This window comes from Roseobacter cerasinus (assembly GCF_009811755.1).
GTDB lineage: Bacteria > Pseudomonadota > Alphaproteobacteria > Rhodobacterales > Rhodobacteraceae > Roseobacter > Roseobacter cerasinus.
The window spans coordinates 125,063-143,318 of the sequence record NZ_BLIV01000009.1 but is presented as its reverse complement, the minus strand read 5'-3'; the positions used below and the strand labels follow the sequence as shown (position 1 = coordinate 143,318).

At 57.7% G+C, this 18,256-nt stretch carries 16 protein-coding genes and 3 pseudogenes; 2 read left to right on the top strand and 17 right to left on the bottom strand.

What is annotated here, in order from left to right:
- A pseudogene (locus So717_RS19555) lies at positions 1-128 on the top strand (integrase core domain-containing protein); the annotation flags it as partial.
- Between the two features lie 577 nt (positions 129-705).
- Here the strand turns inward: So717_RS19555 and So717_RS19550 are convergent.
- The 10 genes from So717_RS19550 to So717_RS19505 all read right to left on the bottom strand — a co-directional run bounded on the left by So717_RS19550 (position 706) and on the right by So717_RS19505 (position 10,235).
- Entirely contained in the window at positions 706-1,158 is a 453-nt protein-coding gene (locus tag So717_RS19550; protein WP_159980444.1) for an SRPBCC family protein, read from the bottom strand.
- A 107-nt stretch (positions 1,159-1,265) separates the two neighbouring features.
- A complete protein-coding gene (locus So717_RS19545) occupies positions 1,266-1,874 on the bottom strand; it encodes a nucleotidyltransferase family protein (protein ID WP_159980442.1) in 609 nt (202 codons plus the stop codon).
- A complete protein-coding gene (locus tag So717_RS19540; RefSeq protein WP_159980440.1) occupies positions 1,867-2,649 on the bottom strand; it encodes an XdhC family protein in 783 nt (260 codons plus the stop codon). The genes So717_RS19545 and So717_RS19540 overlap by 8 nt, the downstream gene beginning before the upstream one ends.
- A complete protein-coding gene (locus So717_RS19535) occupies positions 2,646-3,827 on the bottom strand; it encodes a vWA domain-containing protein (protein WP_159980438.1) in 1,182 nt (393 codons plus the stop codon). Before So717_RS19535 ends, So717_RS19540 begins: the two co-directional genes overlap by 4 nt.
- Entirely contained in the window at positions 3,824-4,699 is an 876-nt protein-coding gene (locus So717_RS19530) for an AAA family ATPase (protein ID WP_159980436.1), read from the bottom strand. The genes So717_RS19535 and So717_RS19530 overlap by 4 nt, the downstream gene beginning before the upstream one ends.
- A 57-nt stretch (positions 4,700-4,756) precedes the next feature.
- Positions 4,757-7,186 (bottom strand): aerobic carbon-monoxide dehydrogenase large subunit, encoded by a 2,430-nt coding sequence (locus So717_RS19525; RefSeq protein ID WP_159980434.1) that lies wholly within the window; start codon positions 7,184-7,186, stop codon positions 4,757-4,759.
- The gene (locus So717_RS19520) at positions 7,183-7,713 is read right to left on the bottom strand and encodes a (2Fe-2S)-binding protein (RefSeq protein WP_159980432.1); all 531 of its coding nucleotides are present in this window, start codon (positions 7,711-7,713) and stop codon (positions 7,183-7,185) included. Before So717_RS19520 ends, So717_RS19525 begins: the two co-directional genes overlap by 4 nt.
- 14 nt (positions 7,714-7,727) lie before the next feature.
- Positions 7,728-8,582 carry an FAD binding domain-containing protein gene (locus tag So717_RS19515; RefSeq protein WP_159980430.1) on the bottom strand — a complete coding sequence of 285 codons (855 nt, stop codon included), beginning with the start codon at positions 8,580-8,582 and terminating at the stop codon, positions 7,728-7,730.
- Between the two features lie 112 nt (positions 8,583-8,694).
- Complete coding sequence (locus tag So717_RS19510) at positions 8,695-9,816, bottom strand: MHYT domain-containing protein (protein WP_159980468.1); 1,122 nt, start codon at positions 9,814-9,816, stop codon at positions 8,695-8,697.
- A 248-nt stretch (positions 9,817-10,064) separates the two neighbouring features.
- The gene (locus So717_RS19505) at positions 10,065-10,235 is read right to left on the bottom strand and encodes an integrase core domain-containing protein (protein WP_159980428.1); all 171 of its coding nucleotides are present in this window, start codon (positions 10,233-10,235) and stop codon (positions 10,065-10,067) included.
- Between the two features lie 17 nt (positions 10,236-10,252).
- On the opposite strand from So717_RS19505, the pseudogene So717_RS19500 reads away from it, so the two are divergent.
- Positions 10,253-10,402 (top strand): annotated as a pseudogene (locus tag So717_RS19500) (transposase); the annotation flags it as partial.
- On the opposite strand, the gene So717_RS19495 reads toward So717_RS19500, so the two are convergent.
- The 7 genes and pseudogenes from So717_RS19495 to So717_RS22445 form a co-directional block, all read right to left on the bottom strand.
- Positions 10,397-11,176, bottom strand: coding sequence for a PaaX family transcriptional regulator C-terminal domain-containing protein (locus So717_RS19495; RefSeq protein WP_159980426.1), 780 nt, complete (start codon positions 11,174-11,176; stop codon positions 10,397-10,399). The pseudogene So717_RS19500 and the gene So717_RS19495 overlap by 6 nt on opposite strands.
- A gap of 23 nt (positions 11,177-11,199) precedes the next feature.
- On the bottom strand, positions 11,200-13,230 hold the full coding sequence (gene paaZ / locus So717_RS19490) for a phenylacetic acid degradation bifunctional protein PaaZ (RefSeq protein ID WP_159980424.1): 2,031 nt from the start codon (positions 13,228-13,230) through the stop codon (positions 11,200-11,202).
- A gap of 30 nt (positions 13,231-13,260) precedes the next feature.
- A complete protein-coding gene (locus So717_RS19485) occupies positions 13,261-14,613 on the bottom strand; it encodes a TRAP transporter large permease (RefSeq protein ID WP_159980422.1) in 1,353 nt (450 codons plus the stop codon).
- A complete protein-coding gene (locus So717_RS19480) occupies positions 14,610-15,083 on the bottom strand; it encodes a TRAP transporter small permease (protein ID WP_159980420.1) in 474 nt (157 codons plus the stop codon). The genes So717_RS19485 and So717_RS19480 overlap by 4 nt, the downstream gene beginning before the upstream one ends.
- A 60-nt stretch (positions 15,084-15,143) precedes the next feature.
- A complete protein-coding gene (locus tag So717_RS19475; protein ID WP_159980418.1) occupies positions 15,144-16,157 on the bottom strand; it encodes a TRAP transporter substrate-binding protein in 1,014 nt (337 codons plus the stop codon).
- Positions 16,158-16,181: 24 nt separating this feature from the next.
- A complete protein-coding gene (locus tag So717_RS19470; protein WP_238841106.1) occupies positions 16,182-17,735 on the bottom strand; it encodes a 3-hydroxyacyl-CoA dehydrogenase family protein in 1,554 nt (517 codons plus the stop codon).
- Positions 17,736-18,194: pseudogene (locus So717_RS22445) on the bottom strand (enoyl-CoA hydratase/isomerase family protein); the annotation flags it as partial. It lies immediately after the preceding gene.
- Between the last annotated feature and the right edge of the window lie 62 nt (positions 18,195-18,256).

Genomic DNA, 18,256 nt, shown 5'->3' with positions numbered 1-18,256 from the left:
TGCTCAGGTGGCAAGAGGAGCGCAAAGTCGATTGGCACTACATCGCACCAGGCAAACCCATGCAAAACGGTCTAGTCGAGAGCTTCAACGGGCGGATGCGCGAGGAAGGCCTCAACGAACACCTGTTTGGTCTCAGGCGCTGGAAGTGCTGTGTCAGATTTGGTCCCACCTCCGGAATTTATGTGAAATTCAAAGGCTTTGAGTTGTTCTTCCCAATCTGCTAATGTCTCGAAAAAGGTGTTCGAGCTTTCTCCCTGCAAGCGCACCAAAGAGAGTCTTGGGCCCGAAACGCCACCTAAAGCCTTGAAAGAAGATAATTACGAGGTTCTAGCACCCTCTTTTCGGCAGTATGAGAGACGGTCTTCAAAGGCCAGTTTAAGCACCAGTCTGCGGGCATGGGTGTTACCACTTTCCGAGATTTTCCAGGGGTTTGCGAGAAACATCAGCACTGGTTCTAGTATTTCCTCGAAACTCCCCTTCGGCTCGGCCTGCGCGTCCAGTTTTTCGAGACAAAGCAGCTTCTCACGTTCCAACTCAGCAACCTTGGCTTCATAGTGACGGATCCTGTATGGTACTTTCAATTCACGCAGCGAACACCTCATCCGCTTCGTGCAACAGGGCGGTTGGACAGGTAACCCACCATGTATTAAGATCGTGAGCGAACCAACTTCGCGCGCGCCCGCATGTTCTGCCTAGGGGCCTGCCTTAGACTGCAATGTTTTCATCGACGACATCTGCAAAGGACTTGAAGAACTTCGCGGCCAGCTTTTTCGCCGTACTTTGGATCAACCTGCTGCCCAACTGCGCCAACTTTCCGCCGACGTCCGCCTTGGCTTCATACCGTAGAATTGTCGTGTCGCCCTCTGCAGTCAGCGTCACATCCGCGCCGCCTTTTGCGTGGCCGGCCGCGCCGCCATTGCCCTGACCGGTCAGCGAAAACGCATCCGGTGCGCCGCTTTGATCCAAAACAACATCGCCACCAAACCGTGCCTTAACCGGGCCCACTTTCAAAACGACCTTGGCTTCCAACTCGGTATCGGAGTGTTTGATCAGCTCTTCGCATCCAGGAATGCACTGTTTCAGCACCTCGGGACTATTCAAAGCCGCATAGACTTGGTCTTTCGGGGCATTGATGATGATTTCGTCACTTAGTTCCATGTGTTGGGCGTCCTTTTTTTAGCAACAGGGAAATCGGATATTGTCGGCTTGCTCAGGCGTCATCTTTAGTCTTTTGAAAGCCGCCTTCAGTCTTTGGAAAAATCGCGTCATTCTGTGGTCTCGGCTTCCTCGCGTGTCAGCGCTGCGTATTGGTCAGGAGTGTCCACGTCCGCATAAAAGCCTTCCGCGGAAAGCGGTGCGAATTGAACAAGGCCCGGGTGTTCGCGGGTAAAGCGCATGCAGCCCGGGCGGTCGGGGTTCTCCGTCAGCCGTGGGCGAAGACAGCGCGGCACAACGATAGGATTGCCGCGCTGCGTACCAAGCTTTGGAACAGTGATCTTCTTGGGGTCGCTGGTATGATGCATGTGCACCAGTTGCATCAAATCGCGGGGGGTGAGGCGCGGTTGGTCTGCCAAACCGATCAGCAACAGATCAGCGTCAGTGGCGACCCCAAGACCTGCCGCAACTGATCCAGGCTGGCCGGCAGCGAAACTATCATTGTTGGCAAAGACAATCGGCAACCCGGCAAGCGCGGCGCATATCTTGTCCGCCTCATGGCCAGTGACAACGGTCAGTGGCGTTTGCAGAACGGAGATATAAGTCTCCGCCACATGACGCACCATGGGCCTTCCCGCGATAGGCATCAGCAGTTTGTTTTTCGTGCCCATGCGGCGGGACAAACCAGCCGCCAAAAGAATTGCGGAGACCTTATGCATGCTGTACCGCCGTTCCTGCACGGCGCACGCGCAACAGTTCTGCCAGGATCGAAAGTGCGATTTCTTCTGGAGTTACGGCCCCCAGATCCAGTCCTGCCGGCGCACTTACGGTCTTGGTTTTTTCTGGTCCGAAGCCTTCGCCATGAAGCTTTTCTGCCAGTGCCGCAAATTTCCGGGCACTGCCGACAAAGGCGATATAGTCCGCCTCGACGGACAGGGCGGCCTTTAAGGCACCAAGATCGCCCTGTCCCTGCGTGGCGATGACAATGTGTTTCTGCTGCGCGCCATCGTCTTTGGAGGCAACCGCAGATGAGACTGACCAATGGAACTGCGGGGCAAGCGTGCTGAGCGCTTGTGCAACGGGGGATGTTCCCATGACCACAAGCTCGGGCATGGGCAGGCAAGGCTCGATAAAGATATCGACAGTGCCGCGCGAAGGACAGCCATTGCGGGCAAAATATGTGCCATCAACGGTCTCGCCGGGGGTGACACCTTTTTCCTCCAGCAGTTCTTCGGGGGCGACCGAGATGAGTTGTGGCGCGCCGCTGCGCAAAGCCTCTACCGCCGCGCGTTTCACCGCGCCACGCGTACATCCCCCGCCGAGCCAGCCATGCACAATGGTTCCGTCGGCACTGAGCAACGCCTTGGCGCCCGGCTTCGCCGCCGTCGCGCCCGCCGTCCGTACGATGGTTGCAAAGGCAAAAGGCACCTGCCGTGCGCGCAACTCCTGTGCTGCATCGGCCAGATCGGCATCAAGGATCTCGGCCGGGCTCACAACGATACCAATTCGGTTTCCAGCGCTGCCAGATCGTCCAGTGTATTGGCCGCTTTGAACAAATCGAGGTGGGGCAAGGCGGAAACCATCCCACCCACCACAGGCGCGTAGCCTCGCCACCCTTTCAGAGGGTTAAGCCAGATGATCTTGCAACCACGCTTTTTGAGCTTGGCAAGTGCTGCCCCCAGATGTTGGGGCGGTTCTGTATCGCAGCCGTCAGACAAGATCAGGACAACACTACGCCCATCCACAAACCGTTTGGCGTAAGTGTCGGCAAATCGTTGCAATGACGGCCCAATCTTGGACCCACCCCCAAACCCATCTGCCATCAAGGACATGCGTCCGATGGCCCGCATCGCATCCTTGTCGCGCAGCGCTTCGGTGATCCGCACTAGGCGTGTGTGGAAGAGATACGCATCGGCGTCTTTGTCCGCACGCATCAGTCCCGCTAGGAATGCGAGGAACACCTGCGCATAGACACTCATCGAACCTGAGACATCGCAAAGCGCCACGATCTTGCGGGTGCGGTCAGGTCGGCGCTTGCGCAAGAGGCGTAGGGGTTCACCCCCGGTGGACAGGCTGCGGCGGATTGTCTTGCGGAAGTGCAAGCGATCACCTTTGCGGGCGGCAATCCGGCGGCGCGCGCGTTTATCACGCAGCGCAGCACCAATCCGGTGCGCGACCGTCTCCGCCTCTGCGATCTCTTCTGCGCGAACGAGATCCCGCAGGTCGCGCCGGCTGAGATTGCGTTGCTCGGTCGCGATCAGTTTGCCTGTGCCGTCACTGTCGGCATCACCTTCGCCCGCGTCAGGGGTTGTTGAGGTTCCACTGGCGTTTGCATCCTGCCCCGTTCCATCGCGAGAGCTGTGCACATCGTCGGTGAGTGTCGCTTGCGTTTTGGGAATGATGCGCTGTTTGACGCGACCTGCGTCCATCCAGAAACTGTCAAACAAGGCGTCGAACCGCTCTGCCTCGTCCTTGCAGCCGGTGCACACGGCGCGCAGAACCTGACGGCATTCCTCGGGCTGTGCAGCGTTGACATGCGCCAGTGCGGTCAGGCTCAAGTCCGCCTCAGCCACACCAAGACGCAACCCGTTTTCACGCAGATGCGCGATAAACCCCGCGACGCGCGCGGCAGGCCCGGGGTCACGGGCGGCAAAGCGAGTGACCCGGCTCATGCGGCCTTCCCTGCAATGCGCGCGGCAACCTCGGGCGTGACCTGCGCCTGATCGCTTTGAGTTTTCAACAAGGTGGTCAGGGTAGAGTGCAAGACAGCCGGGCTGTCCGTCAGATCGGCGATGCCAAGGCCCATGAGAGCCCCCGCGAAATCCAGCATTTCGGCAATGCCGGGGGTCTTTTCCAATTCTTCCTCGCGCAGCTTTTGCACAAATCCTATGATCTGTTCAGCAAGCCGCGCTTCGACGTCAGGGCAGCGGGCTTTGAGGATGGCCAGTTCGGTCCCCCGGTCGGGATAGTCAACATAGGTATAGAGACACCGGCGGCGCAGCGCGTCTGACAGGTCGCGTGTACCATTGGATGTTAGAACTACGATCGGTTTGCTTGTGGCTGTGATCGTGCCCAATTCCGGCACAGAGACCTGATAGTCCGACAGTACCTCCAGCAGATAGGCCTCAAATTCCTCATCCGCACGGTCGATCTCGTCAATCAAAAGAACCGGTGGTTTGTCTTGGGTAATCGCGGCCAACAAAGGACGTTCCAGCAGGAAGTCGCGCGAAAAGATCCGGTCTTCGACTGACTGTCCGGTTTCCCCATCTTCTGCCGCTGACCTGATGGTCAGAAGCTGACGTTGGTAGTTCCATTCGTAGATTGCCTGCGAAGCGTCCAGCCCTTCATAGCATTGCAGCCGGATCAGCTGTGTGTCCTGCGCCAGACTCAGCGTGCGGGCGACGTCGGTCTTGCCCACACCCGCGGCCCCTTCCAGCAGCACGGGGCGTTCCAATGTCAGCGCAAGATGCAACGCCACAGCCAAATCGTTGGATGCAACATAGTCATGCGCTGCCAGCGCAGTTTGAAGATTGGTCCAGGTCATGAAACGCTCCGCTATTGGGGCGCGCGCAGAGCAGTGCGCGCGCCCCAAGTGTTTGGTCTACCCGTGCAGGCCCAGCTCATTGGCGGTTTTCCAAATCCGCCAGTGGTCATGCGGCATGTTGGTGTGCGTGTTGCCAAAGGCCCGGAACGCATCCTGCACAGCGTTGGAAAAACACGGCACACCACCGACATGCGGGCTTTCGCCCACGCCCTTCGCCCCAATCGGGTGATGCGGGGATGGGGTCACGGTGAAGTCGGTTTCATAGTTGGGAACCTCCCATGCCGTCGGCAGGAAGAAGTCCATCAAGGTCCCCGTTTTCACGTTGCCCATGTCGTCATAGGCAATCTCCTGCCCCAAGGCGACGGCAAGCGCTTCGGTCAAGCCGCCATGGACCTGACCTTCGATGACCATCGGATTGATGCGCGTGCCACAGTCATCAAGCGCATAAAAACGGCGAATGTCGGTCACGCCGGTATCCACGTCGATGTCCATGACGCAGACATAGGCGCCGAAGGGGTAGGTCATGTTCGGCGGATCGTAGTAGCTGACCGCCTCCAGACCTGGCTCGATCCCCGGGATCGCCTGATTGTAGGACGCGAAAGCGATTTCCTTCATGGTCTTGAACCGCTCAGGTGCGCCCTTGACCACGAACCGGTCCACATCGAATTCCACGTCATCGTCATGGACTTCGAGCAAGTAGGCCGCGATCATCTGTGCTTTGGCGCGGATTTTACGCCCAGCCATCGCGGTCGCGGCCCCCGCCACCGGGGTGGACCGAGACCCATACGTTCCCAGACCATACGGAGCTGTATCGGTGTCACCCTCTTCAATGGTGATGCTATCTGCGGGCAAGCCAATCTCGGAGGCGAGGATTTGCGCGAAGGTTGTCGCGTGACCTTGTCCTTGCGAGATCGTACCCAGCCGCGCAATCGCTGACCCTGTCGGGTGGATGCGAATTTCGCAGCTGTCAAACATGCCTAGCCCAAGAATATCACAGTTCTTGACGGGGCCAGCGCCGACAATCTCTGTAAAGAAACTCAGACCGATGCCCATCAGCTTGCGTGTTTTGCCCGCTTTGAAGTCTTCAACCCGTTGCGCCTGCTCGGCGCGCAAGCCGTCGTAGTCGACCGTCTTCAGCGCTTTATCCCAGGCGGTGTGGTAGTCGCCGCTGTCATATTCCCAGCCCAATGCGGCAGTATATGGAAATTGCTCTTTCCTGATGAAGTTGATCCGGCGCAGCTCGGCGGCGTCCATGTTCAGCTTGATCGCCAGAACCTCGATCATGCGTTCAATGAAATACACCGCTTCGGTCACCCGGAACGAACACCGATAGCTGACACCACCCGGGGCCTTGTTGGTATAGACACCATCAACCTCAAGAAACGCCGTCGGGATGTCATAAGAACCCGTGCAGATGTTCATGAACCCGGCTGGGAACTTCGTTGGATCGGCACAGGCGTCAAAGCCACCGTGGTCCGCCGTGACGTGACAGTGAAGACCGGTGATCTTACCCTCTTTGGTGGCACTGATCCGGCCCTTCATCCAATAGTCACGGGCGAAGGCGGTGGTCATCAGATTGTCCATCCGGTCTTCGATCCACTTAACCGGTTTGCCGGTTACGATCGACGCCACAACCGAGCAGACATAGCCCGGATAGGCGCCCACCTTGTTGCCGAAGCCGCCGCCGATGTCGGGGGAGATCACACGGATGTTGTGTTCTTCCAGACCCGAAATCAGCGAAACAATCGTCCGAATGGCGTGCGGCGCCTGAAACGTGCCCCAAAGCGTCAGCTTACCGTTGACCTTATCCATCGACGCCACACAGCCGCAGGTTTCCAGCGGGCACGGGTGAGTGCGGTGGTAGTACATGGTCTCTTCCGCGACCACTTCGGCGGCGTCGATCACCTCAAAAGTCGGACCCTTGTCGCCTGCTTCCCACGTAAAGATGTGGTTGGGGTGCTTGCGGGGACCGTGCGCCCCATCGGTGGGTTTGCCTGTCTCATCGACGGTATCCTCGCGCAAGACCACATCAGAGGCCAGTGCCTTGAACGGGTCGACCAGAACCTCAAGCTCTTCGTATTCAACCTCGACGGCTTCGATACCATCGGCAGCGGCATAGCGGTCCTCGGCCACCACAAACGCCACTTCCTGCCCTTGGAACAAGACCTTCCCATCTGCGAGCACCATCTGCTTGTCGCCCGCCAGTGTCGGCATCCAGTGCAGACCCAAGGGTTCCAGATCAGCCGCTGTCAACACGGCCAGAACGCCGGGCACCTCCAAGGCAGCCGCGGTCTCAATGTTCTTGATCCGCGCGTGCGCATAGGGGGATCGGACGAAATCACCAAACAGCATTCCGTCAAGCTTTACGTCATCGACGTAATTTCCCTTGCCTTGTGTAAAGCGCGCATCCTCGACCCGCTTGCGCGAGCAGCCCATGCCTTTGAGATTTTCGATCCGCTCTTCGCGGCTTGTCACGTCGTCTTTCATTCTGCCGCCTCCACGCTTTTATGTCCTACCACTTCGCTACTTGAGGACTGGGCTGCATTCATCTCAGCCGCAGCGGCCTGAATGGATTTCACAATGTTCTGATATCCCGTGCAGCGGCAGATATTGCCAGCCATGCCAAAGCGAATGTCTTCTTCAGTGGGGTTTGGGTTCTCTTCCAGCAACTTTGTTGCACGGGTGATCATGCCAGGTGTGCAGTAACCGCATTGCAACCCGTGATGCTCTTTGAACGCGTTCTGCAAGGGATGCAGATCGTCCGGCCCGCCGATCCCCTCGATGGTGGTGATGTCCTTGCCATCGGCCTGCGCGACAAACATTGTGCAGGCCTTGACCGACTTACCGTCAATCGTGACGGTGCAGGCGCCACAATGGGACGTCTCGCAGCCAATGTGAGGTCCGGTGATGTTGAGCCGCTCGCGCAGCGTGTAGATCAGCAGTTCGCGGGGCTCGGCGAGGAACTCCTCGTCTTTGCCGTTGACCGTGATCTTGTAGTGCTTCTTGTTCGACATCTGATGTTCCTCTCTCAGGCCCTCGACCACGCGCGTTCGATCGCGCGGCGCAGGATCACGCCCGCAACATGTTTTTTGAAAGCAACCGGGCCGCGGTTGTCTTCGGTTGGGTCGATATCGCCCAACATGGCGGCGATGGCGGCTTTGATCGCTGCATCATCGACTGACGTGCCGACCAATGCCGCACCCGCAGCTTCCGAGAAGACGGGCGTGTCGCTGAGATTTGTCATTGCGATGGAGGCTGAGGCACATGTCGTGCCGCCTTTTACGATCTGAGCAGCTGCCGCCGCAGTTGCGTAATCGCCAATCTTGCGCTTTTGCTTCTCGTAGGCATAGCCGCCATGTGGCATCGGGATGGTCACGGCTGTCAAGACTTCGTCATCCTCGCGCGCCGTCATGTATGCAGCTTCGTAGAAGTCGCGCGCTGGAATGTCTCTTTCGCCGTCAGCGCCGACAACGGTGAAGGTCGCGCCCAAACACTGCATCAAGCCGGGCATGTCGTTACCGGGGTCGCCATTGGCGACGTTTCCGCCGACCGTGCCCATATAGCGCACCTGCGGATCGGCGATTTGCAGCGCCGCTTCGCGAAGGATTGGAGCTGCTGCAGCAAGCGCGTCATTGTCAATGATGTCGTGTTGCGTCACCAGGGCGCCGATGCGGATGCTGTCGCTGCCAATGGAGACATCAGACATGCCGCCCACATCCTGAAGATCGATCAGGTGAGGGACATCCGCCATGCGCAGCTTCATCATGGGTATCAGGCTGTGACCGCCGGCCATGACGCGGGCGTCGTCACCATGTTCTTCCAAGATGGACAGAACACCTGCCATATCCTTGGGTCTGTAATATTCGAATGCCGCTGGTATCATCGGCTCTCCTCCCTCAAAGCGATTCAACTTGCTGGGGGAGAGGGATGCATACACCCGTTTGCCGAAGCTTCAGAAAATCAATGAAAAACGGGTATTTTGCACGAAATGCGCTTCAGGTGGCACGAACTGCGCCGATCTGCGACGCCAGCGCATCCTGTATTGCCTTGAGCTTGGAGCGGCTGACAGGCACCGGGGGAGTTTCAGCGTTTTCGAACAAACATCGTCCGCTGTCTTTCGTCCGTTCAAAACGGACAACGTGTGACGGGTTCATCAAATAGCTTCGATGTGTTTGGAGGAAACCTAGCGGAACAAGTCGCTTTGTGGCCTCGGTCACGGACCAAACGCAAAACAGCCGTTCGCCTTCAGTATACACTTGGGTGTAATGCGCGTCGGCGCGGACAAAGACCACGTCCTTGGCGGATACGAACACTTTGCCGCCATCCCGCTCACAAGGGATTTGCAGAGGCGGAAGTTCCTGATCAGGCGTGTCTTTGACCTCACTGGGCCGCTCGTTCTGCGCTGGCCGGGGAAGATACGTCACACCGACCCAAAGGCAGGCCCCAAACATGACGAAGCTGAAAAAGATGACACCCAGGGCGAGCGTTTCGTTGCTCATCAAGGGGCCAAACTCGCCGCCATCCGAAACTGCCACAAATTTGGTCCCGGCCATGGCAAGAAAATGTACGCTCGTCACCGCGATTGCGAAGCACAGAGTGGCGAGGAAGATATTGCGGTTGGTTCTTTGTCCATAGGCAATGCCAAAGGCAAGAATGCATAGCATAATTGCCGCAAGCGACGATACAACGACGCCAACGGGCGTGTAGACTGCGCGACATAATTCCAGCCCGGCCATTCCGATGTAGTGCATGGCGAGAATACCTACACCAATGGTCCCTCCAGCCAAGGACACCGTGAAACGGTTACGGACAGTGAAGTGCAGAATAATGAGCGCGGCACCGACAATCAGGATCGCCGTCAGTGCCGAGATCAGCGTGATCGCGGCATCGTAGTAAAACAAGATCGGCATTTGCAGCCCTAGCATTGCCACAAAGTGCATTGCCCATATCCCGCCACCAAGGGCGATTGCGGCCAAAGCGATCAACGCCTTTTTCTCGAAGTCAGGTTTCGAACCGAGGTCACGTGTCAAAGACAGACCCGTAAAGCCCGCGACCAGTGCAACCAGACACGACATGACAACGAGAAAACTATTGTGACTGACGTCTACGAACTCCATGACCGCAAAGTGACCAAAAAAACGACACTTGGCAAACATTGGAACATTCTTCATCTCACAATTTTGCGATAGCGCCCCAATCTCCCCGACGTCTTGCCAACGGCATTGGCCAAGCCTTGGTTCCAGCGCTGTCGCGCGGCGGCACCGCTCGCCAGAATGCTTTCTATGTCGATCTGTTCCGCAATATGAAGTGGCCCCACGTTTTTGGACAGTTTTGCGGCTTGGCTAAGGTGTATGGGGTTTGGGTTTCATGCTGCTTTCAGGTCTTCCGGGCCTGTCCAACGTGCGTCGTCCGGCGTGAGCCGATCAAGCGCGGAATGTGTTCGTTTGCTGTTGTAGACGGTCATCCAGCGCTTGATGACACATCTGGCCTGGAATCTGCCATTGATCTCCTCGAGATAGATCGCGTCCTGCTTCAATCCACTGCCGGGCAATGGACAAGCGGCTCTACAAAAGGCGCAACCGCATTGAGATTATGTTCGCCCGGCTGAAGGATTGGCGACGCGTGGCAACCCGCTATGACCGCTGCTCCAAGATCCTCCTCTCAGCCATCGCCCTCGCGGCACGCGTTATCCCTTGGCTATGAGGCCTGAGCCGAGGACAGGCGTTTTCTGATCTGAGATACAAGGCGACGACAGTCCGGTCCGGCCCATGGTTTGAGAAATAGGTCGTCGGGCAAACGTGGGGCTTTGAGCGCAATCCGTCTCCAACTGTGTACGACCAACACCCGCAAAACTTCGCGGGGAAATTCGTCGAGCTGTGGCTCCTGCGCCAACCAATCGTCGAGGTCCTTCAGCGTGTCGGCCAATGCCCGGGATTGCTCCAGCAAGCTCGCGTCGCAGAGCCGTCCACGCATCCAATCGGGTAGCTCGTTTGTCTGACCCAATTCAATGACGAACGCGTCCTGCTCGTCAGGCTGTACTCCCGTGAGGCGCATGTGCCCTGTGATCCAGACCCCTGGCTCCTTTTGCGCACCAACCGGCTCGCCGACGTTTTGCATGACCAGCCAAGCTTTGTCTGCAAGGGCTGTTTCCGAATAGATCCGAGGCGACGCCTTGATACTTTCCTCACGACCCTTGCTTGTCAGGAAGTAGTTACTTCTGCGACCGTCCTTCTGACTGTTCAGCCAACCATCTTTCCGCAGCCTGTGCAGGGCGACACGGGTCGCCTCGGGTTTGATGCCGACGATTTCCATGAATTGTCGCAGTGTCTCGCCGCTGAGCTGTGCGGCTTTGTCCTGCGCCAGCTCACCAAAGACCGTAACGAGAAGCGACCAAACGCGCGGCGATTGGCCATTGTTCAGGCGTACAGCCAGTTCTTTGAAGTCAAGTCGTTCCATGCGCATGAGCTTATAGCTCATGCGCATGGGGTGCCAATGTCATGTCAGTAGGCATTCATTGTCAGTAGGTCGTATTCGGCCACCAGGTCCTCATCTTTGTTGGTGAGGGTGACGTGCCAGCGCACTTCGCCGTAGTCATCATTTCGCCGGGTTTTTTTCTTGACTGTGAGGCGCACTCTGATGCTTTCACCGGGTTCCACGGGCTTCATAAAGCGTAGGTTGTCGAGGCCAGTATTGGCCAGTACGGGGCCTTCATTGGGTTCAACGAACATCCCGGCGGCGAAACTGATCAGCAGATAGCCATGCGCGACCCGACCCGGAAAGAACGGATTCCGTTCGGCCGCCGCTTGATCCATATGGGCATAAAATGTGTCGCCCGTGAAATTGGCGAAGGTTTCAATGTCCGCCAACGTGATCTCGCGCAGATCCGAATAGAGCGTTTCACCCAGTTGAAGGTCGTGGAACGTGCGGGTGAAAGGGTGAGCCGGGCCTTTGATCTCGGCTGCACCCGGCACCCATTTTTGGCTTATGGCGGTCAGGATGTCAGGGCTGCCTTGAATGGCCGTGCGTTGCATATAGTGCATGACACCGCGCACACCGCCCAGTTCTTCGCCACCGCCTGCGCGACCCGGGCCGCCATGGACCATGTGGGGTAAGGGGGAACCGTGTCCGGTGCTTTCCTTCATACTGTCGCGGTTGTTGAAGTAGAGCCGACCATGGAACGCCGCCGAGCCAAGCGCCATTTCGCGTGCCACGTTCGGGTCATGGGTGATGACCGACGCCACCAGTGAGCCTTCGCCGCGGTTGACCAATGAAATCGCGTGGTCGGCATCCTTGTAACCCATGATGGTCGACACCGGGCCGAACGCTTCGGTATCGTGGACGCGCATGGCTGCGTCTGGTGAGGCGCAGTGATAGAGCATTGGCGGCAAGAACGCGCCCTTTTCGGGATCTGCGCCAAGAACATCAAAATTGTCGGGGTTGCCGATGACGCGTTCAGCTTCGGCACTTAGAATTTCAGCCTTCTCGAGTACGTCCCGTTTCTGACCATTCGAGACAAGCGCGCCCATACGTGTGCCTTCGAGTTGGGGATCACCAATGACATTTTTGGCGAGCCGTGCAGAGAGTGCTTCGATCACGGCTTCGACGTGGTTTTCAGGCGCGAAGATGCGCCGGATGGCGGTACACTTCTGACCCGCTTTCGTGGTCATTTCGCGCTGCACTTCTTTCACGAACAGCTCGAATTCGGGCGTGCCGGGGTCCGCATCCGGGCCAAGGACGGATGCGTTGAGACTGTCCTGTTCCGCCACAAAGCGGATGGAGTTTTCGAGCATATGCGGGTTTGAGCGCAGTTTGAGCGCGGTTTGCGCCGACCCTGTAAAGCTCACCACGTCCTGCAGTGTGAGCCGGTCCAGCATGTCACCCAAACCGCCGGATACAAGTTGCAGGGCACCTTCTGGCAAGAGGCCGCTGTCGAGCATGATGCGTACAGCGGCTTCGGTTACATAGGATGTTGCTGTTGCAGGCTTCACAATCGCCGGGACACCGGCAAGCAGTGTAGGCGCCAGTTTCTCCAACATGCCCCAGACCGGGAAGTTGAACGCGTTGATATGCACGGCAACCCCTTGGAGCGAGGTGCAGATGTGTTGGCCCAGGAAGGTACCGTTTCGTGAGAGCTGCTCGATTTCCCCGTCCAGGTAGACATGCGCGTCGGGCATTTCCCGGCGACCTTTGGAGGCGAAGACGAACATCGTGCCGATACCGCCATCAATGTCGATCAGGTTGTCGGCTTGCGTGGCGCCCGTAGAAAAGGACAAATCATAAAGCACTTTTTTGTGTTCACCCAGCTTGAGGGCAAGAGCCTTGAGCATCCGCGCGCGGTCGTGGAATGTCATGGCGCGCAAGGCAGGGCCACCTTTGGCACGGGCGTGGTTCAGCATGGCTTGGACGTCGAGTGCGTTGTTGCCTGCCTCGGCGATGATGTCTCCTGTCACAGCGCTTTCGATTGGTCGTGCACCAGAACCGGGGCTGATCCATTCGCCTGCAGCGAAACTATTGACTTGGTGAAGTGTCATGGGTGTCTCCGGTGTTGAGGGCGCGGGGCGTCAATGGCCAAGGCCGCCCATGTGATTGGGAAGGAAAAGGACAAGCGCGGGCAAGGCGACGATCAGGGCAAGGCGCAGGAGGTCTGCAATCCAGAATGGTGTGACTCCCTTGAAAATGGTGCCGGTGGTGACATCGCCGACCACACCTTTCAGGATGAACACATTCAGCCCGACAGGCGGGGTGATCAGCGAGATTTCGACGACGACGACCACCACAATACCAAACCAGATGGGATCGAAGCCAAGCGAGGTGACGAGCGGGAAGAAGATCGGCACGGTCAGAAGCAGCATCGACAAGCTTTCGAAGACGCAGCCCAGAATGATGTATATCACGAGGATGAGCATCAACACAGTCATCGGCGACAGCGAATAGGCTGTCACCAACCCGATCAGCGCATCTGGCAGACCTGCAAGATTGACGAAGTTGGAAAAGATCTGCGCACCAATCAGAACAGCGAAAAGGCCTGCTGTGGTGAAACTTGTTTCCTTCAGCACTTCCAGAAGCCCGGTCCAATTCAAGCCACCTCGCGCAAGTGCGATCAGGAAGGCTCCCATGGCCCCCATGCCTGCCGCTTCGGTGGGTGAAAAGGTCAGGTTCAGGGGGGCAACATCGAAGACGCCGTAGAGGCCGCCGATGACCAGGAAAAACAGCACCAGCACCGCCCAAACATCGCGCAAAGCCTGTCTGCGGGCAGGCCAGTCAACACGGTCGCCCGCCGGGCCGGCCTCGGGCGTGCGCCAAACCGTCCAGCGGGCGGCAGCAAGGTAGAGCAGGATGCCGATCAGCCCCGGAATGATGCCGGCCATGAACAGTTTGCCGATCGAGGTTTCGGTGAGCAGCCCATAGATCACAAGGATGACCGATGGTGGGATCAAAATGCCCAGCGTTCCACCTGCAGCGATGGAGGCGGTCGACAGTTGGTCCGAATAGCCATAGCGCCGCATTTCGGGCATCGCGACTTTTGACATGGTGGCGGCGGTGGCCAATGACGACCCGCAGATGGCAGAAAACCCGCCACACGCCAAGACGGTTGCCATCGATAATCCACCGCGCATATGGCCGAGGAAGGCGTTCGAGACGGCGTATAGCTCTCGGGCCATGCCGCCTTTGTTCACGAACAAACCCATGAGAATGAAAAGCGGGATGACCGAGAGACCATAGTCTTGTGCGGTATCGGTGACCTGACGGCCCACCATGGACATGGCTGCCTTGAGGCCACGCGCGTCAAAGGCGCTGCCGCCGCGCTCAAAAGCGAAGCCGAGCGTTCCGACGAGGCCCATGGCAAACACGATGGGCATCCGGCACAGCACCAGAACAAGGACCAGGGCAAAACCGATCAGTGCAGCGGTCATGATTTCCCTCCTCGGACGAGGAGGGTCAGACCAACGCCAATCATCGCGATCATTGTGATGGCGAGTGATCCGGCAATGAACCAGCCAACGAGAAATTGCGGGATAGAAAGGTATTCGGTGACATCGCCAAAATCGCGTGCGCGCTCGGCCAGAACCCAGACGCGTTGCAGGGGCCAGAAGAGCAACGCTCCGCAAATCAGAAACAAGAGGCCATCGCGCAAGCGGGTAAGCGCGGCTCTCTCAAACAAACCATCTGTCAGATCGACCGCGATATGCGCGCCGCTTGTGGATACGATTGGCATGACGGAAAAGACGATGATTGCCATGAAGATGCGGGTCAGTTCCGTTGCCTGCTCGATCGGGGCATTTGCCATCGAACGCAGCATCACGTCCGAGAAGGTCATGACCATCAGCAAAAACAAGGCAGCTGCTGCTGTCACAACAGGGATATGTAGAAGAATGCGCAGCATCTCAGGGTCCAATCAAAATCGGGAAAGGCTGCGGGTGGAGGCCACCCGCAGCCATAGCGTTTATTGGCCAGCCAGTTCAGTTTTGACCTGCGCGTAAGCGGCGTTCGCATCGACACCCTCGCCGTCAACTTCTTGCAGAACGTTGGCGATGATGCCCTCGGACAGCTTTTGGAACGCGGCGACGTCGTCAGCTGATGCAGGTACAATGGCGTTCCCTTCGGCGCTTTCGGTGGCTTCGCGGCCTGCGGCGTCAATGTCATCCCAGATGGCACCAAGTGCCCGGCTGAGTGGTTCGCCGAAGACCTTTTCTTCCAAAGCCGCCTGATACACTTCCGGCAGATCGGCAAAGGCGTCTTCGTTCATGATGAAGGCGAAGGAGCCGCGGTACAGACCGCCGGGCAATTCGTAAACGTTTTGCGCAACTTCGGTGAGTTTGAACCCCTTGCGGGATTCCAGCGGCATCACGACACCGTCCGCAGCGTTTGACGCCAGCGTTTCGTACACTTTCGGGGCAGGGACCTGAATGCCGGTCGCACCAAGTGCGGTGCCAACATCACCGCCGACGCCGCCTGGGATGCGCACCTTAAGGCCGGACACATCCGCAAGCGATGTGATCTCGTTCGAGGTGTGAAGTTGCGCAGGCCCGTGTGTGTGCATCGCAATGACTTTGACGCCACGATGCTCATCAGCGGCTTTGAGGTGAGATTCGTACACACGCCAATACGCGACCGAAGCCTCTTCTGCCGTACCTTCATAGCCAGGCAGTTCGATCAGCTTTGTGGTGACGAAACGCCCGGGCTGGTAGCCGTGGAAGATGATCGACACATCCGCAGCACCATCCTGTACGATGTCCATTTGCGCAGGCGGAGGTGCGATGCCCAGTTTCAATTCGGCTGTGACTTTGCCGTCGGTTGCGTCTTCGATCATATCGACAAATGTCGGCCACATCTGTGCATTGATGCCATGCGTTGGCGGTGCCCAGCTTGAGATGACGAGCGTATGTTCGGCTTCGGCAAAAGCTGCGCCCGCCGAAAGGGCCAAAGCAATGCTTGCGGACTTAAAAAGATGTTTCATGAAGTTCCTCCCAATAGTTGGTTGCTAGGTTTGATACCGTTTTGCGATTTTCCAGGAGCCCGGGCTGCGATCCGACACGCCTCTTAATGTGTCGGCGATCTTTTGCGTTCCTGTTCGGGCTGCATGGTGCATCGGCCCGCCTGTCCAGCGCGGGAAGCCGTAGCCATGTATCTTGACCATATCGACCGCCGCGTCGTTTTCGGCGATGCCGTCCTCAACGATTTTGGCGCCTTCGTTCGCCAGAACAGCGAGCAGTTGGGTTTGAATGTCCTGCGTCGAGAACGCGCGGCGCGAGATACCCTGATCGCGAGCATAGGCTGCAATTATGTCCAGAACGGCCTGCGATTCCGTTTTGGATTTAGGGCCGTCGGGATAGTCGTACCAGCCTTTGCCGGATCGTTGGCCATAGCGACCTTTGGCGCAAAGTCGGTCCGAAATTGTGATGTATCGCTCGTTGACGCCGCGTGTTGAGTCCTGACGGCGCCGATTTGCTTCAGCGATCTGCAGACCAGACATGTCTTGAGCCTCAAACGGCCCCATCGCCATGCCAAAGGCGCGCATCGCTGTGTCAATCTGCGCGGGCGTGGCGCCATCTGCGAGCAAATACTCAGCCTCTCGGCGATATGCTGCGAGCATGCGATTGCCGATGAAACCGTCGCAAATGTCAGACAGCACCGCGACTTTCTTCAAACGCTTGGCCAATGCGAAGGCCGTTGCCAGCGTGTCAACCGAGGTGTTTGGCAGCCGGACAACTTCCAACAGTTTCATGATATGTGCCGGCGAGAAGAAGTGCAGGCCAATCAGTCGGTCTGGGTTTGCAATCCCCTCAAAGATGTCACGTGGATCCAGATATGACGTGTTGGTCGCGAGCAAAGCCGTATCGTCTACGACCGCTGCAAGTTCTTCGAAGACTTGCTGCTTGACGCTCAAATCCTCGAAGACGGCTTCGATGACCAGTTCGACATTGGCGGCGTCAGAATAGGTCGCCGTGGACGTCAGTTTCGAACATGCTGTCGCTAGCTTTTCAGTGCTGATTTTACCCCGTCTATGTGCACCGTCCAGAAGGGATCTGACGCGCTCCTGACCGGCCAAGGCGGCTTCTTGGCTTTGTTCGATGAGGCATACGCTGCAACCAGAGAAGAGGAGGTTGGTCGCAATACCAGCGCCCATCAGCCCGCCGCCGACGACCGCGACATGCGCAATATCGGTTGCTGTCCCGCCTTCAATTGCCTTGGGTTTTGCGACCTGGCGTTCGGCGAAAAAGGCGTGGCGTAAGGCTTTGCTTTCATCCGATTGGCGCAGGTCAAGATGCAATTCTCGCTCGCGTGGCTGGCTTTCGGCAAACGGTTTAAGCGCCCATCGAAGTGCATCAAAATTCAGAACGGGCGCCTTTTGGCCCCTGGCTCGAGTGACCAACTTGTTTCGCTTTTCCTGGAGCCATTCTGCTTCAACTGCAGGGGCCGCCCGTTGTGATACGGGCAAAGGCCGTGATTGATCCCAAGTAAGAGCCAAGCTGAGGGCATTATCAGAAATCGCGTCAATCGCACCAAGTGAAAGCGCGGTTTCAGCATCCAGCATTTTCGCCGAACAAGCCATGTCAACGGCCGCATCCCACCCAAACAAGCGCGGCGCGCGCTGCGTTCCACCGGCACCGGGGATGAGCCCCATGTTCACTTCGGGCAATCCAAACCGTGTGCCCGGCGCAGCGATCCGAAACGCGCAAGCCATCGCAAGTTCAAGCCCTCCGCCCAGAACAGTGCCGTGAAGGACCGCCAGAAAAGGTGTCTCGCTGTCTTCAATCGCCTGAATGACGTCAGGCAGATGCGGCTCTTCTGTCGGGCGGTCGAATTCGCTCATGTCGCCGCCTGCAACAAACGTGCGTCCGGTGCATTTCAAGATCGCCAAACGGGAACCTTGCACATCAGCAACGGCATCCAAAAGGCCCTGACGCACAGCGGTGGATGTCGCATTCACAGGAGGGTTGTCGATCGTGACAACAGCAACCTGGTTTTCAATTTCAACCGTAACGACGGACATGGCGATGGCTCATTGCGCTCGAATCATTTATCGGTTTATAAATTGACCGTCCGGTCGGTTTA